This is a genomic window from Mesorhizobium sp. M0077, assembly GCF_040322955.1.
Classification (GTDB): domain Bacteria; phylum Pseudomonadota; class Alphaproteobacteria; order Rhizobiales; family Rhizobiaceae; genus Mesorhizobium.
This window is the reverse complement of sequence record NZ_JAMYUL010000026.1, coordinates 1-15,452: the sequence shown is the minus strand read 5'-3', so window position 1 is coordinate 15,452 and position 15,452 is coordinate 1. Positions and strand designations below refer to the sequence as shown.

Sequence of the window (15,452 nt, the reverse complement as noted above, 5' to 3'; positions counted from 1 at the left end):
ACGCGCGAGGCTCGTCTGGGACATTGTCCCGGCTACAAGGATGCCCCAACAGGATTTTCCTGGCCGCCTCACCAAGTCCTGCCCCAACAACAGCGTTAGTGTCCTGTCATCTTTCGCGCAACAAACAGCGCATACCGTTCCACGATCATCGACATGGGCAATTGCCTCACGAGGAGAGGTTCTTTACTCCTACGACGCGGCGAGGGCCCTGCGGCGGACACGGCGTGCGGCATGCACCGTTCGGTCTGCAGTCACCGCTACATTTGCCACGTCAGATGTATGCGGCAAGGCGTTCGCGCTTCCATGCGACCTCTTGTAGGGCAGCAATTCCCTGACCCGAGCATTGACCGAGGCAATCTCGACCCGCAAGTCCTCGCATTCCTGCCGTCTCACATCGAGTTCAATCTGATCGGACGCCTGCTGCATGGACAGCTGTGCAAAATCTGCGGCGATCTTGGAAAGGTTCACCTTGTTGGTTTCGGCCTCCTCGGTGAGTGCGGCCAACCTTTCGTCGGTCACCTGTTTTTCGGCCAGGGCGTCGCTCCATTGTAGCTGGAGCCTGGCGATCTCGGCCGCGGCCTCGTTGTTTGCGTTTGAGGCGAGTTCGAAGCGCGCTTGGAGACTTTGAATTTCTGAGCGCAATCCTCGGTTCTCAGCCTGGCAGCGTTTAAGCTCGCCATCCATGTCCGCCTGCATAATCCTGGCTGCTTCGGTCACCTCCCATAGCTTCGCCTGCGCAACCTCGAGTGAGGTGTGCAATTTGATTGCCTCTTTTTCGCTCTTGCCGAGCGCACTCAGCATTTCGGAATTTCGCGCAGCTTCGTTGGCATGGATCGTGGAGAAGGCATCCAGCCTATGCCGTGCCTCTTCCTCCCGCTTCATGGCCTTTTCCAGGTCAATAGACAGGCTCACATTCTTTTCACGCAGCTGTTTGTTCTCTCGGGAGCGCCTGTCGGCCTCGACATTTGCGGCGGCAAGCATGTTCGTGAGGTCGCCAAATTCCGCTTCGTTCTTTGTGGTGGTGTTCGCCGCTTCGACCAGCTCCAGCCTTGCCGCGGCCAACGCGCCACGGAGCACTTCACACTCCTGAACAAGGCTTGCCTGGCGCTGCTGCAATGTCTCGACGGTGCCTTGACGCTCACAGTACCGTCTGTTCAGGTCATTGAGTGTTTCCGACAAGTTCCTTTGATCTGCGATCAGATTTTGATTCGCCAACTCCAGTTCGTTGGCACGGAGAATGTCCGCGTGAAGGATGTGAAAAAACTCGAACGTCAGTTGACATGTGCTTGTAATTTCGGAGATTTTTGCGTTGATCTCCTCGAAATGGAGCTTGGCATCGTGGAACAAGCCGTTAAACGAGCTCACGGCAGCAATTCGGCTCTGCGTATGTGAGGTCATCCGATGCGCTGGTATCGGCGAGCTATCATCGTCGTCGCCGGCACCGTCCTCGCTTGGTACGCTGTCATCCTGTTCGTTGTTTTCGCCTGCCATGTTTGGCACGTCGGCGACATCCTCCAAATCGAGGCACTGGTCGACAGCGTTAGCCAAGTCAGCTTCGAGATCGTCAAACGACCTCTCCACATTGTCCTCGGCGCGTCTGATCAAATCCCTGAACTTCATGACTTCATCCCCTGCAGCCGCATGCCCGGAACCATTGAGGCACGAGGACTGAGATGCTTTTGTATCGAGAGCTCAACTCAGCGTCTTCGTTCAATCAAACGATGCCAGGGCGCCGGCGCCGCGAGGAGCCGAGAGCTGCGATCGGAAGGCCCTACATCGGTCTAGGTGCCTGCTGACTTATTCTTGAGGACTGCGCGGCTCCCCTTCTTGCCATCGTCTTGGCGTCAATGGTGTGTTGCCTGGGCACATTAACAACTCAGGTGCAGAAGCCCCGACGAACGGCCCGGCACAGCCTCTTGTGGGGCGCATCAGGCGGCCGGGCCTAACCGGCGGTTGAGTGTTTTTGGTTTGCCGGCTGACTCACCATGCGACATTGGCGAGGCAAGCGCATCATTCGAACGAATTGGGGACCGGCCGCCTGGCCGCTCAATCACACTAAGCTTCCGTTGCCGGAGCTGGCGACGAGGTGCTTTGCCTTGAGCCTTGGTATCTACATACGAAGCGGCAATACGCGCCGATGGAGCAGTGGTCCGACCCGTCAAACTATCGCTGCAAAATGCGCGGCGGAAGGCATCCGAGGATATTCTCCGTTCAGCGGTAGGAGATCGAACGCGGGCGATCTTGCTGAACTCCCCAAACAATCCCGGCGGATATGTGTTCGGCAAGGAGGATCTGGAAACCATTGCCACATTTGCCGAGCGGCACAATCTATGGATCATCAGCGATGAGGTTTACCGCAGCACAGTGTTCGACGGCGAGTTCCTCTCAATAGCATTCAGTCCCGGAATGAGAGGACGATAATTGTGAACAGCCTGTCGAAGTCTCATGCAATGACCGGCTGGAGGCTAGGGTGGACGCTTGGGCCGGTCTCGGCATCAGTTCATCTGGAAAATCTTGCGCAATGCATGCTCTTCGGGTCGCCGACCTGTATTCAGGATGCCGCAGCGGTGACTCTCGATGAGGCGGTGACGCAGAGATGCGTTTCTTTTCGGACGCCCTTCTGCCGTTGATATTGACCATTGCTGTGCGGATGTTCGCCGGGATATGCGTGAACCTTATCGTCCGCTGCGGCGCTCAATTTGCTTGGGGTTCTTGGAACCGTTCCGAACTTTCTCCTTGCGCCTCCGATCGAGTTGCGCGTGCTCATGCGGGGCGCTGAGGTGTCTCGATCCGCAGTGGCGCGGCACTATGCGACGAAGCCTATCAGCTCAGTTGAAATTTGTCCCCAGCGGACGGGAACGACGCTTGGCCATGTTAGTTGATGTGAATGGAGCAGCTAAGAAAAGATCTGGCATTGCTTACGCGACCCGGCTTCTGGATAGCTTTCGGCATTTTGTTGCTGCTTTACGGGATTCAGGTCTTTTTTCTAATTCGGGCATGCCAATGCCTTTAGCCTGGAACATCGATACCCTAGCTAGCTGAAACGCGGTCTGTCCATCTCCCGGCGGCTGCGCCGATAGCGTTGATCAACGACATATTCATTTATAAGCCTGCTACTGCCGGGGATGCCGAGGTTGGCAGCGCCTGCATCGTTGATTACGCACGTGGCGCTCCCCTCAAGGTAGGTGGTTACCATTCTCGCGCAGCCGGTGAGCATTGGAGCCCGCACTGTGTTGGACGTGCGCTCATGCGTCGGGAATTTCTTATAGACAGGGGAGGGTCTGTCAGGCTGGAAAATCACAAGCTGCCCCGCGAATGAGGAAGCAAAAAAGGTGCAAGACCAGATCGATTTCTTCCAGGCAACTCGGTCCTCGCATCATCGCCGATCAGCGGCCGTACCGTCGAGAACCAAAATGCGCACGATCTCAGCCGGTCGGCCTCGCCAAAACATGCGGACTTCCGGGCGGGGACAGTCGGTGCCGCGTCCCGTCCTGTGGCCGGCGCTATGCTGACGCTCCTACGGTATCCCGTTCACCGCCCGCGGCAGGAGGGCGAATTTCCTCCGTCCTGCGCGCGACAACCGTCCACTGTTGCGGCCGCACGCAGGACTGCGGCTTATACGCCGTTCTTCCTTTGAGCGGCGTCCAGTTCGCAGGGCTAAATCACCATTGGTATGCAGACGAGCCTCTCGGCGTCTGGACAGAGATCAATTGCGCTTTGCACCAGGGTTCCTGGATCGTAAGCTCCAAACACGCTGCAGTCGCCTGATATGGTCCACTACGTTGGCCGGCTCATACGGCTTCGCAAGGTGCGGGCCTTCCTGACAAAGGTCGCCCGCCGCGATCGCAGTTCGTTCTACTGCGGCAGAAAGCACTATTTTGACCTCGGGCTTGTTCTCGCGAACCCACTTCGACAGTTGGAACCCGTTCATGTTGCCCGGCAGGTCAACGTCACACAAGACGGTGTCCACACCGAACTCCGCATAGTTCAACGCTTGTTGCGCCTCACGTGCGAAATGGGCCTCAATCACCCTGTAGCCACAGTGGCGGAGATAGTCCGCGATGACGCATCGGGCGATGACGTCGCCGTCAACCACGAGGATCGTTTGGCTCTGTTGGTTCGGGGCTTCCATTGACGGAGAACGGTCAGCAACCGGCAGGGTTCCACGCATCATGAGCTGCGCGGGATGCCGACCGAAGATCGCGGCGAGATCCTGCACGAAATGATCCCTGCCGGCGGGCGCATTCAATTCAGCGGAGCGATGCCGCACTGGTGACGCCGTTTGCCACCTGGTCGACGAGACGGGCTAGAAGGCATGGTCTCGAAGCTCAAGGGCAGTCCATATCGCAGCGGCAAACGAGCGCTTGGCGCAAGATCAAGTGCTTTGAGGAAAAGGAAATGCAAATCATCGGTGCACAGCGCGAGCGCGGCAAAGCTACCCAGGTGATCATGGCTGAAAAGGGCCTCTACAAAGGTGGCGCACTCGTCAACTTCAATGCCGCTGAGCGGCAAGCGCTTTGGGATCGTGTCCGAGTGGCTGAAGCCCGGACTGGTTGGCTGGGTCGAGACCCTCAAAGGCGAAGAGAAGCTGCGGCACGCAAGGCTGCTGGATTTCCGGGAGGATGATGCAAATGGCCATGCCTAAGAAAGATCAGGAACGCGCCACCTACGCCTGGATGTACGGCGCCCAAGCGCGCAAGGATGGCAAGGAGCGTGAGGTGCCAGCTTACTGGCAGGAACATGCTGCAGGGCTTTGACGGTGTGGCGATGGACGGTTTTGGCAGACCAAAACCGTCAACGACGAGATGGAGGCCGAGGTCGACGAAGCCGCCGTCGAGCGCCCCGACGAATAGCCATTTGGCGTATGAATCTGTACGGTCGTTTTTGATTGAAGAAAGGGTTTCGGCGGGCCTATAAAGATTGCGTTTACCATTGCCTTTTTGGGAGGATGCGATGGTTGCAACGCCCATAGATATCGCTCAAGCGGCCACTGCGACTACGGCTACCTTGCTGAAGTGGCAGAAGTCCATGGAGGAACGCGCCACGTTTCGCCAGAACATGGATCAATCGCGCAGGGCGATCCAAGCCTCACGCGAACTACTGAAGCGCCTTCGCGAACGTCATCGCGACGAGATGTCGGAAAGTTCGGAAAATGCCGACCCGTCTACTGCGCCGATATCGCAACGCGCCGGCAGCTAGCGGGAGGCGACCAGAGCCGATGTGATGGGGAAAGTTTCAGTGGGCTGTTCCTGGGGTCGGCAACGAAGTTTAAGCCTTGTCAACCAGCGACTTTTTTCGCCCGCGTGGAAGTGCCACATGTCTTTCGACAAGGCGCACGTGCTCGGCCTCGACAGTCACCAATGGCCGGAGGCTGACGGTTACCTTGTCCCCCGTCGATGCGTGTGACAGGGCCGATCAATTCCATATGCTGGCCAATTACAGCCTTCGAAGTCGAATCGACAACAGAATGCGGGAAGTCGTAGGAGGGGATCGTCACGCTTATGCGATCGGGCGTCACCCGGCCGCGCACAATCGCCGTGACTGCGACCTCGTCGCCAACTTTGATACTTCCCCGAGCCATGCCCAAGACTTTGGAGCAGCCGGCACCGGCGTCAAGATGAGGGGGAGCTAATAAAACCCCTCTGCGCCGCGATTGTGACGCGGGGCGATCCGATCGCCGCCAGCGACTTAGCAGACCAATTGATGACAGCGGCCGAGAAGCCTGGCATCCCTGCCGACCAAATCAACGGCGAAATCGAAAGCGTCTTCGAACTGCTCTTAGAGGTGATGCGGCGCGAGAGTTGCGCGAGGAGAACCAGCCCGGAGGCTTCTCCGGGGCTGTGCCGGTCCTGTCCCGTTCCAGCGGATGAACTGCGCCTGCTGGCAGGTGACCGTCTCAATCGACTTCAACAGGGGTCCATGGGCCTCAGGTAGAGCTTGGCAGCGCTCCCTGTGGTACGCCAGGAACGGCCCGGCGATGCTCTTGTGCATCGCTTCGGCTGCCGCCAGGAAGCGCTTCGATTTCAGCCCGGGAAAGCTGTTCGGAAGGTTTGTTCTGGCCATTGGCGCTCTCCATTGAGGGCGTCGCCGCAACGAGGACCATAATCCTACATGCCAGGCCGTCTGATAAGCGCCTCGCCGGCCTTACCCGAAGGAAGACGCAGGGCCACGGCGCCAAGCGGAGCCATCAGAAGCAACCCGCAAAGATGAGCAACGGCAGGCCCGGCGACCTCCTTTGGCACATGGGACAAACAAGAAGGGCGCCGAGCCTTACCGGCGCTGCTTTGTGAGGGAGACGACGCCGGATGATGAGAGTATGCGATCATGCTAATGTCTGCGAACCATGCGAATGAAGGAAAGCCGCGTGGCAGTGCCAATCAACGACGTTGAGACCAAGGTCGGCGGGTGCGATCAGGTTCGGACCATGATGACGGGCTGGTGGGCCTGCACATGGTGGTGGCTACCGCGCTACCGCCTTGCTTTGCGCCAGCCTGCGGCCCATGCCTAGCCTCGCTGCACAACCAGCGCTCGCTGTACTGAAACTGATCGTCGTCTCGCAGTAATGCTCCTGCCCTGGAACGTGATAAATCGCTCGTCGGTACTGGTGGAAATGTTGCCCTTGATATCGCAGCTCCCCGCGCCGGCCGTGCGGGTGCCACTCAGCCAGCCAGCTGGGATGAGCCCGACGAGCTTGTCGAGAGCTTGGGTTCACTTTGAAAACCGGTCAGGGAACCATCACCAGCGCCGGCAGATATTGCCGTCGCCACATCCACCGCCCCTTTGCGTTCTTGCGCCAGCGGTCGGCCTGATCCGCACCTTGATGACGCTGGACTTTGCCCACGCCCTCTCCCCCGAGTGCAGAATGCTTCCAAAGCGGTAGCGAGTCCAGACCGAAACATTAGCGCCGACTAACGGTTATTTCGGCAGTGATTGGTAGTGATTGGTAGAGCGTTGGTGGCGTTTCATCTTGTCTATTTTCCGGCCTGACGGCAGACCAGCTGCTAGGCAGAGCGCCGTTTCTATGATAGTGTGTTTGCTGCTTTATCACGCTCTAGCTACGGACCCTTAACTGATGGTCCACTACCCGGCAATCGAAGGTCGCGCGACGTTCCCGACTTTTTCAGCATGATGAGAAGGGCCTCTAGGATTTGTTGTGCGCCCGTAGCCAGTGCCCATGCATTCGCGACGATCTCTTGCTCACGCTCTGTCATCCCGCCCTCCTAAAATATGTGGTCGGAGCTGCTTTAGAAAGCTTCGCCCCAGCAGGGGCGTGCTTGACGATTTCGGCGAACAGAAAAAGTCGCCGGCTCCGCCCGACCAGGCCGGGATGGTCGTTGGGAAATTTGTTGACGGCGCTCGTGTTCACCTCACGTCCAACGCGGTTGAACTGCAGCTGACCGTCGATGTCGTGGCTGAGAATGTCCTTGAGGCTGGTCCTTTGGTCCCCGGGTCCAGCCAGGCGTCATAGTATGCCTGGTAGAGAATGACAGGCTGTTGATCATGCAACTGCTTCATCGGTTCTGCGGCAGGCTCTGTGATGATGGTGCAGCTGGTTATGTCGAGATTGGAATTGTAAGCCCAAAGCCCGGCGAACGAGAAAGGCGCGTGGCCGGGCTGGGGCAAAGCGCGCAGCGAAGGGAGAGGCAATGAGCGCGTTCGCTATTGTTCTCCCTGAGCAGCACGTTCACGCGGCGGGTGCTCGGCCGGCAATCTAGGGAGCATGGCAGTTGCCGGCGCGGTTGATGTCGTCGACAATATCGTGCCATTCTACACCGATGCCTCGATGAAGACACTGAAGTCCATGCCCGAGTTCAAGGCGGTCTTCATGGCCAAGCCTAAGGCCATGCGCGAAATGATCATGCGCGAATGCAATGACGCGGCAATGAGCAAGCCCTACGCCGAGTTCTGCGCCGACGTGAATTCCCTCCGCGGAATGCAGTAGGTCATTCACGGCCGCGCAGTTCGACGACGATGGTGGGCAAATTGCCCTCATCACAATGACTGTCAGCTTCCGCCGGCAACAGCGTAATGCCAGCGGTGACCGACGCCGGCCCAGAGACTCCCCGGGCCGCTCCTCGCCAGCCTCCAGGCGAGCAGGCCGGCATCGGTCAGAAAGTCCCGTCGGTGTGCAATATATCGTTGACGCCACGAATTGCGGACGTTCGAAACCGGTCATTGGCCATTTCGTGTGACCAAATTCCGCGACTGTTTACTTGCGATCACAAGGCCCCGCAACCTGGAGGTTCCGAAGCGCCATACTGGAGTACCATTGGGGTGGTCACGCGATTTGAACCCGACAACGGTGCTTGAACCAGACCAGGTTAAACGTCCGTTATCGTTTTGCGCCAGAAGCGGCCAGTCAACTTCCGGCCAAACGCGGCCGCGCTCATACTACCATGGTCAAATGCAGCTCGCATGGAACTAGTTGTCTTCTTGGTCCTTTGGTTCGCCAGACCATACGAGATAATACGAGAGAAACGGCTTGGCGAACCATCCACTAACGTACTGATTTCCTGTAGAAAACGCTGACCCTCCGGGCCTGCAAACTTACTACATCAATGGACTACGCTTAATTCTCAAAGTTTGAATGACCGGAAGCTGCAGACGGACAATTGGTCACCCTTCTCTACGAGCAATCCGGCCTGCTCGGAGTGTCAGGGATATCCGGTGATATGCGGACGCTAATCGACTCCGATGATCCTCTTGCCGCCGAAGCAGTCGATCTCTTCGTCTATCGTATCGCACGCGAGATCGGGTCGCTGGCCGCTGCGATAGGCGGACTGGACACGCTGGTGTTCAAGGCAGGCATAGGCCAAAACGCGCCATATATTCGAGAGAGGGCCGGGGCTGTGGCCGGCTGGCTTGCGGTTAATATCGACCACAAGCTGAATGGACGAGGCGACGAGGTCATCAGCCTTGCTGGTTCCGACGTCGACGTGCTTGTGATCCCCACGGATGAAGAGAGAGCCGTGGGGATCCAGCTGCTATCTGTGCGCCCTCAAGCTTTGTCGCTCGTGCCCTGAGCGCCGAACCTGATGCTACTCGCGCGGCGGGTGTCTCGACCTGTCAGGAGTTCGGCGGCAGGAGCATGGTCCCATAGCCGGCCATCAAGGCGATCAAGGTTGCTGCAACCAGCGGCAACCAGAACTTGATCGGTCCGGCAATACTGCCAGCGATGCGCGGCCGATGCCATCAGCACCGTCAGGAGCCAGACCTCCCACGGGTTGAAACCGCCCCATGGGTCAATCGTCCGGTTTGGCAACAAGGGCAAGATGATCGCTGTCGCAGCCGTGCGGCAAGACATATTTGCGGCGGTGTTCCTCCGGCAACGAGTCGTCTCAGCTAGTTGTGGAGGTGCGACAGTTGAAGTCCAGGCTGGTGCTCCACGCCGGATAACAGCGATTCCGCCGATCGGAACATGTCCTCGAATTCCAACTCGTTTTCAAACACCACGCCGCCGACGCTGATGGTCAGCGTGTCCGCGGTTCCTTTTGGCGCGAAATAGGCTTGGGCCACGCGCGCCCGGATACGCTCGCCGATCTCCCTGGCGTCGTCTTCTGTCGCACCGGGCAGAAAGACCCCGAACATGGAGGTTCCGATCCGGCCCACCAGATCTTCCTTGCGTACCGATGACTGGATGGTCGAGGCTATGAGCCGCAAGGCTTCGTCACCCCAGCCAAGGCCGAAGCGCAGATTGATGGACCTGATGTGTTCGGGATGAATGACCAGGAAGGCGCCAGATCTTGGACCAGACGATTTTGGCCTGGTTGCTCTCCTTTCGACCATCGAAGTGAAGACCGTCCGGTTGAGGCAGCCTGTCAGGCTGTCAAAGGTCGCCGACTTGTTGAGTTCTCTTCGATAACGGACGAGCTCGGTCCGCTGCAGGCCAATGAACAGCAAAAGCGGGCCACCGACCATGACCGGCAACAGGATCGCTGTGACCATGCTGCGGCCAAACGGCGTCAAGACTTCCGAAAACAGAAGCAGATAGTTGAGGCCAACCGAGAGGAGCAGAATTCCCGCCGATCCCAGGGCAGTCAGCCATGCGATATCTTTCCATTGCCGGGGCGAGCTATTCGCCATTGGTGTCATCATTAGCCAATCTCCCGCCTGATCGGCTGTCATAAGGCCAAGGTGCTGCACTTTCAGTTTCGAGGAAACATACAATTTTAGTAATGGCGCAATCACCTACCATCGGCCCGAAATCAGGCCTTCAAAAGCAAGGCTACGGCGGTAAAAGGGACGACACCGAATTATCGGCTATTGCGGCGGGCCGAATATCCCCATCTGCGCGTCTCTGGCCACTGCCTCCGCCTTGCCGTAGATGCCACTCGCCAGGGCCGTCGCCCAGCCATTGGAAACAAGCCAGGCGCCGACATCCTGCTTGCCCAAGCTGCACGGTGCCGCAATGGCAAAACGATCGATTTCCGGCGGCACGACGCATTTCAGCGCCCGGCCGCGCAGCCAGGAATTGAACGTCGCGCGCGCACGCTGGCCGCAAGGCCAGGCGATGCCACGAAACGAACAGGTCTCATCCAGGTCAATGCCTTGGATCCCGCTGATGGCTACCTTGCGCCCCATCGATTCGAAGGTTGCCGACGAGGTGGCAACCGGTTGGTACAGCAGGACCTCTTTCCAATCCTTTGGCATCCGCATCCCTGCAGGCGAAGCCAGACCAAGGTCGCTGAGCGGCGGGCGCGGCTCGACCCGTTCGATTTGCGCCGGATCAAGCTGTGGCGGCGCGATAAGGTCCTGAGCAATCTTGCGTGCCCGTCCTCGCCATGGCGTATTGGCGGCGCTCGGAGGTGGTCGCATTGCCTGGCTATGATCGATGGATTGACGTGGCGCCGGCCGATTGTTCGGAAGCAGATCTGCGGCCCGGATGATCAACAAGACCCCGGCCAGGAGGAGCAGGCTTCCGAGCGCTATCAAGCGATTGTGCCTCAGCCAGCCCATCAACTCAAGCAAGGTTCCTTGCCCCTCAATACCCCGATGTCGATTTGGCGACCAGCTTGAGTGCACCTTTTTGAACCTGATAGAAGGGCATGGATCGCTCACTGGAGCCATCCGCCCGAAACCGGAACAGGCCGGTCGATCCGCGAAATCCGCTCCGATTTTCGAGCACCTGCTTGCTGAAGCCGTCAGGCCCGGCCGAACTTGCAATTCCTGCTGTCAGGGCGACCATATCATAGGCGTAGGCGACATTGGCGTCGGCTGGATAATTGTAGGTCGTCTTGAAGCGGTCGGCGATCGGGCCGGTTTCCGTTGGGTCGAGCGTGGCGATGTAGGAGCCTTCAAACAGCGGCTCCATCGGATGTTCCAGCCAGCGGTTGGTTCCAACGACGGCGACTGCTTTTCCGGGAATGCCTTTCGTTTTGAGCGCCGCAAGGATCGGCGCCGGATTGTCGTCGCCACTGGCGATGATGATGGCATCGGGAGCCTCGACCAGCGAGCCCGCATCATTGACCACTTTGGTGCCGCCATCGCCGGCCCGATACGGAACGGTGACGGCGAGCGTCGCGCCATAGATGCTGAGACTGTTGGCGACCCGCTTTTCAACCACGCTGGCATTCGCGCCCGCCGCAACGAGCAACACGAACTTCTTGCTGCCTTTGGCCGCCAGGCCGGCTGCGCCCGCGGCCGCGCTGTCGGCCTCGTTGAGGCGCACCGCATAGACGCCCGGGCCGCCAGCGAAATTGTCGGCCAACGCCAGCACCGGCGGTCGCTTCGATCCCGACAGCTTGGCTATGTGCTGCGCGGCCGCGAGTTCGACCGGGCCGATGACGATCTTGGTTCCAGTGGTGATCGCCTTCACAGCCAATTCGCTGGCGTGCGCGCTGTCGCCCTTGGTGTCCTCGACCGTAATCGTGAGCAGGACATTTCCAAGGTCGGCCATCGCCAGCTTGGTCGCATCGAGCATCTTCCTGCCGTTTTCGCCGGCGTTGCCCGGGGCCGACAAAGGCAGCAGCATCGTGACCTTCGTCGATCCCGTGCCGAGCGATTGCGTCGCCTGGGCGGGACCGGCAACAGCGCCGGCGGCCGGCGCTCCGGGTGCGGCGATCGCCGCCGGATCGAGCGCGTCCGAGACGCTGCCTTTCGACTGGCAGCCCGACACCATGCCCGCGAACGCAAAGACGATCGCCCACGTCCACGAACCGTGTCGCTGCCGGCCAGAATCCATGATGCCTCCCTCATATCCCGCCGGGTATTTGTCCCGGTCTCATCCGTTCATCTTACGGCAGACTTGCCTCGCCTTCTTTGCAATTGCTGGATTATGGCTCAGCCGTCGAAAAGTCTTGCCCGGAGCGCCTTGATCATTCTCGCTTGCCCGGCGCTTCGATAGTCCGCGCATTTCATGTATCGCGGGCCCGGCACGAACAGTCGGCGCACACAAATCCGCCTCGCCGGGGCAGGGGCACCATCGTCTCCTGCTGTCGGGAATGCGGAGAATCCGAACGTCGCCACCGGCAATGGCCCGGCCACCGCAAAACCTTCTCTCGCCAGGATTGCACGCGCACGCCGGCAGTAGCGGACCGAAAGTTCGGAGAACCGGGTTTCACCGTGCCCGGCACGATACTTCATGACGGTGGTGCAGAGATCGCCTGCGGCAAGGCTGTTTGCCTGCGCCAGATATCTGACGCCGAGCGCGATGTTGGTCGCCGGCGCGCCAAGCTCGTCGAGCGAGCCGCGAAAGCCCAGCATTCGGGCCGTCGCGGGCATTACCTGCATCAACCCGACCTCACCATTGGCGCCGTGCACATCGGGATCGAACCCGCTTTCGATCTCCATCACCGCGTGCGCCAGCACCGGTTCCAAGCCGTAGAGCGATGCCTGGCATGTCGCAAACGCCTTGAATGTCGCGCGAGTCCATTCGGAGGCGGCGTCGCAGCGAACCGGCCGCCTCAAGCCGAACGGTGCTGGTCTCTCCAGGCTAGGTCGTTCCAGCCAGTTGGCGCGGGCTTGCGTGGCAAGCTGGCCAAAACCGGTCAATGCGATCGCTCCGGCGATCGCCCTCGTCAATCGTCCGCCGACCATCGGGTCAGCCAACCGGCACTGCCGGATCCCTTCCGGTCAGTTCATGTACTCGACCATGCGGTCGTGGAAGCATTCGCACTTGTTGAGGGTGTCTTCGTCCTTGTAGTTCGTCTTGAGGTAGCCATAGGCCATGCCGCAGGCGACCTTGGCTTCCGACGCCCAGATGAAGGCGGGGCGCGAAGAATTGATCCATTCCGAGCTGTTGGCGACGGCCACCGACTCGTCCATCAGCTTCACCACCTCGGACTTTAGATCGACGATGTTGTCGGTCAGGACCAGGTTCGATGTGCCGACGGTCCGGCAATAGTCGGCCACCGGCCCTTCGATGATGTCGGCGGCGAAGCCAGTCGATCCAGCCAACAGCAGCGCCGCGGCCGAAGCCAGCAATCTTGCACAACGCTTCATTTAAGTCCCTCTCCAAACTGCGGTTTTATGTTTCGCTAATATGTAGCATGAGAGTACGGCCACGCATAAGTGCTAAATCGTGGCCGTGTGCTGTTGATGTTGTGTGTCGTCGTAGAGGATGTTGATCGTGCCGGTGGCAGGCGCATTCTGCAGAACGGCGACATCCACGAAGTTGGCCGCGTTGCCCGAGCCGCTGGTATCGACGCTCACGGTGCTGGTCGCGGTGTCGTAATGCACATAGTCGGCCATGTTGCCGGCCGGCGCCTTGTCGAACAACGCGCTCAAGTCGATCTTGTCCCCTTCACCGGCATGGTAGTCGGCGATCAGATCCTTGATGTTTAGATTGTCGATCTTGAACGTGTCGGCTCCCGAAGTGCCGGCGATGGCGGCCGTGCTTCCGGAGCTAGCGTTATCGTAGTTGCCGAAGCCGATGTCGCCGACCGCGGCTATCTGACCGTCGGCGGTCGTGAAGGTGGCTTCGCCATAGGTCAAGACCGAGCCGTCCGCCGAAACCGAGTGCTGATTGTTGCTATCGAGGCCGATCTCGACGATACCCAAGGCGGCCAGAGATTTGAACTCGCCCGAATCCGACACGCCGTTGCCGTTGGCATCTTGCCAGACACCAAATTGCGCAAAGTCGTGGTCGGCGGCAGTCAGCTTGCCATCATGATTTGTGTCATAGAGCTGCTCGAGCGCGGCAAGGTCGGTCGCAGCGCCGGCGGCATGTTGGGTGAACACGATCTCCGAACCGTTGTTCACCTTGCCGTCGCCATTGAGATCGATCGCCAGGATACCGTCATGCGTATCGACCCAGGCGGTTTTCGAAGCGACGCCATCGCCGTTGTAGTCGAACGAAACGGTGGAGTGCGTCAGATCGGTGGTGTGGATTCCATCATGGTTGAGGTCGAGTACGACCGGAGCGGCAATGGCAAAAGGTATCAGTCCGGCCGCCACGTGGACAGTGAAATTCGCCGTCGTTGTTGTGTCCCCGTCGCCATCCGTGAGTTGCAACGCGACCGGAATTGTATGGTCGACCGTGGTGCTCGTGACCCCGACATCCGTCAGGTTCAGCTTGGTCTTGCCCGACGACTCATAGGCGTCGACCCATGCGATCTGCGTTCCGGCAGGCGATGTGATCGTCAGCAACGTCGCACCGACCGCCGGAGTGAAGGAAGCCGTGGTTCCGTTGGTGTAGTGGGCGACGAACTCGATCTTGTCGCCGGCGGTAACCGCATCGAACGAAAACTTGGCATAGCTAACAGTCGCGAGGGTGATGGCCGGAGCCGTATAGCCGCCCGGGCCGTCATAGTCGTCCGGCGTCCCGAAATCGAAACGCATGAACTCGCCTCCGTCGAAATTGTTGTTGCCGAGGCCCCAACCTGCTGACGAACCGTTGACGTTGCTTGTTTGTGTCAACGATGGCATGCCGCCGGCCAGCCATGCCGTCTCGTGTGGTGAGGTGAAGGAGCCGCCGGCATCCGTTGGCGCCCATCCGGTCACCATCACGACATTCTGACCGCCCGCCGTCACCACGATGGAATTGCTGGGGCCGGAGCCGAAGGCGCCGCTCGATGCAACGGAGACATTACTGACAGTGCCGTCCAAAGGTGCCAAAAGGTCGAACGTGTACTGCCCCGACGTACCGGCATTCGGAGTGACGGTGATGGTAAAGACCGCCGTGTCGCCTGCATCATGGCTTCCGTTGTTGTTGTTGTCGGCATAGGCGGTCAACACGCTGCCGGACTGCTCCGTGATGAGGTTGTGGCCGGCCGAAGTGATGCCTGTTGTGTTGGCAGTGATCGTCATGGTGGCCCCGGCGCCGTCGGCGCCGGCGACGAAGTGGAGTGTTCCAACGGCCGGCGTTTGCGACGTATCGGTGCTTGCCTGCTGGCTTTGCACGGTTCCCAATGTCGGCACGTCATCGACGATGTTGACGGACAGCGTGCCTGTGGCGTTCTGGCCGTCCTGGTCGGTGAGCGAGACGGCAAGGTTCTCGAACAGGCTGTTGGTGG

General features: G+C 59.4%; 15 protein-coding genes. 5 read left to right on the top strand and 10 right to left on the bottom strand.

Annotated features, from left to right (window positions below; genetic code table 11):
* Nucleotides 1-189 precede the first annotated feature (189 nt).
* Nucleotides 190-1,620: a coiled-coil domain-containing protein gene (locus tag NKJ57_RS29690; RefSeq protein WP_352513648.1), complete on the bottom strand. Its 1,431-nt coding sequence runs from the start codon at nt 1,618-1,620 to the stop codon at nt 190-192.
* Between the two features lie 483 nt (nt 1,621-2,103).
* Here NKJ57_RS29690 and NKJ57_RS29685 point away from each other — a divergent pair, with 483 nt between their 5' ends.
* Together NKJ57_RS29685 and NKJ57_RS29680 are read left to right on the top strand one after the other, a co-directional pair.
* Nucleotides 2,104-2,421, top strand: a complete 318-nt coding sequence (locus NKJ57_RS29685; RefSeq protein ID WP_352513649.1) for an aminotransferase class I/II-fold pyridoxal phosphate-dependent enzyme — start codon at nt 2,104-2,106, stop codon at nt 2,419-2,421.
* Entirely contained in the window at nt 2,394-2,630 is a 237-nt protein-coding gene (locus tag NKJ57_RS29680) for an aminotransferase class I/II-fold pyridoxal phosphate-dependent enzyme (RefSeq protein WP_352573806.1), read from the top strand. Before NKJ57_RS29685 ends, NKJ57_RS29680 begins: the two co-directional genes overlap by 28 nt.
* Before the next feature lie 1,076 nt (nt 2,631-3,706).
* On the opposite strand, the gene NKJ57_RS29675 is transcribed toward NKJ57_RS29680, so the two are convergent.
* Nucleotides 3,707-4,219: a response regulator gene (locus NKJ57_RS29675; RefSeq protein ID WP_352513650.1), complete on the bottom strand. Its 513-nt coding sequence runs from the start codon at nt 4,217-4,219 to the stop codon at nt 3,707-3,709.
* A 352-nt stretch (nt 4,220-4,571) separates the two neighbouring features.
* Nucleotides 4,572-4,970 carry a hypothetical protein gene (locus tag NKJ57_RS29670; RefSeq protein ID WP_352513651.1) on the bottom strand — a complete coding sequence of 133 codons (399 nt, stop codon included), beginning with the start codon at nt 4,968-4,970 and terminating at the stop codon, nt 4,572-4,574.
* On the opposite strand from NKJ57_RS29670, the gene NKJ57_RS29665 reads away from it, so the two are divergent.
* Entirely contained in the window at nt 4,954-5,199 is a 246-nt protein-coding gene (locus NKJ57_RS29665; RefSeq protein ID WP_352513652.1) for a hypothetical protein, read from the top strand. The two genes, NKJ57_RS29670 and NKJ57_RS29665, sit on opposite strands and share 17 nt — an antisense overlap.
* Nucleotides 5,200-7,362: 2,163 nt before the next feature.
* Here NKJ57_RS29665 and NKJ57_RS29660 read toward each other — a convergent pair.
* Nucleotides 7,363-7,623, bottom strand: a complete 261-nt coding sequence (locus NKJ57_RS29660; RefSeq protein ID WP_352573804.1) for an SOS response-associated peptidase family protein — start codon at nt 7,621-7,623, stop codon at nt 7,363-7,365.
* Between the two features lie 97 nt (nt 7,624-7,720).
* Here NKJ57_RS29660 and NKJ57_RS29655 point away from each other — a divergent pair, with 97 nt between their 5' ends.
* Nucleotides 7,721-7,942 carry a hypothetical protein gene (locus NKJ57_RS29655; RefSeq protein WP_023744445.1) on the top strand — a complete coding sequence of 74 codons (222 nt, stop codon included), beginning with the start codon at nt 7,721-7,723 and terminating at the stop codon, nt 7,940-7,942.
* A gap of 670 nt (nt 7,943-8,612) precedes the next feature.
* Entirely contained in the window at nt 8,613-9,023 is a 411-nt protein-coding gene (locus NKJ57_RS29650; RefSeq protein ID WP_352513654.1) for a hypothetical protein, read from the top strand.
* Nucleotides 9,024-9,342: 319 nt separating this feature from the next.
* On the opposite strand, the gene NKJ57_RS29645 is transcribed toward NKJ57_RS29650, so the two are convergent.
* The 6 genes from NKJ57_RS29645 to NKJ57_RS29620 form a co-directional block, all read right to left on the bottom strand.
* On the bottom strand, nt 9,343-10,095 hold the full coding sequence (locus tag NKJ57_RS29645; protein WP_352513655.1) for a GGDEF domain-containing protein: 753 nt from the start codon (nt 10,093-10,095) through the stop codon (nt 9,343-9,345).
* Between the two features lie 165 nt (nt 10,096-10,260).
* Nucleotides 10,261-10,968 (bottom strand): thermonuclease family protein, encoded by a 708-nt coding sequence (locus tag NKJ57_RS29640; RefSeq protein ID WP_352513656.1) that lies wholly within the window; start codon nt 10,966-10,968, stop codon nt 10,261-10,263.
* A gap of 13 nt (nt 10,969-10,981) precedes the next feature.
* The gene (locus tag NKJ57_RS29635) at nt 10,982-12,181 is read right to left on the bottom strand and encodes a type 1 periplasmic-binding domain-containing protein (RefSeq protein ID WP_352513657.1); all 1,200 of its coding nucleotides are present in this window, start codon (nt 12,179-12,181) and stop codon (nt 10,982-10,984) included.
* A 98-nt stretch (nt 12,182-12,279) separates the two neighbouring features.
* Entirely contained in the window at nt 12,280-13,035 is a 756-nt protein-coding gene (locus NKJ57_RS29630) for a lytic transglycosylase domain-containing protein (protein ID WP_352573802.1), read from the bottom strand.
* 36 nt (nt 13,036-13,071) lie between these two features.
* The gene (locus NKJ57_RS29625) at nt 13,072-13,440 is read right to left on the bottom strand and encodes a hypothetical protein (RefSeq protein WP_352513659.1); all 369 of its coding nucleotides are present in this window, start codon (nt 13,438-13,440) and stop codon (nt 13,072-13,074) included.
* Nucleotides 13,441-13,512: 72 nt separating this feature from the next.
* Nucleotides 13,513-15,452: SPM autocatalytic domain-containing protein (locus NKJ57_RS29620; RefSeq protein WP_352513660.1), on the bottom strand; the 1,940-nt coding region annotated here is incomplete at its 5' end.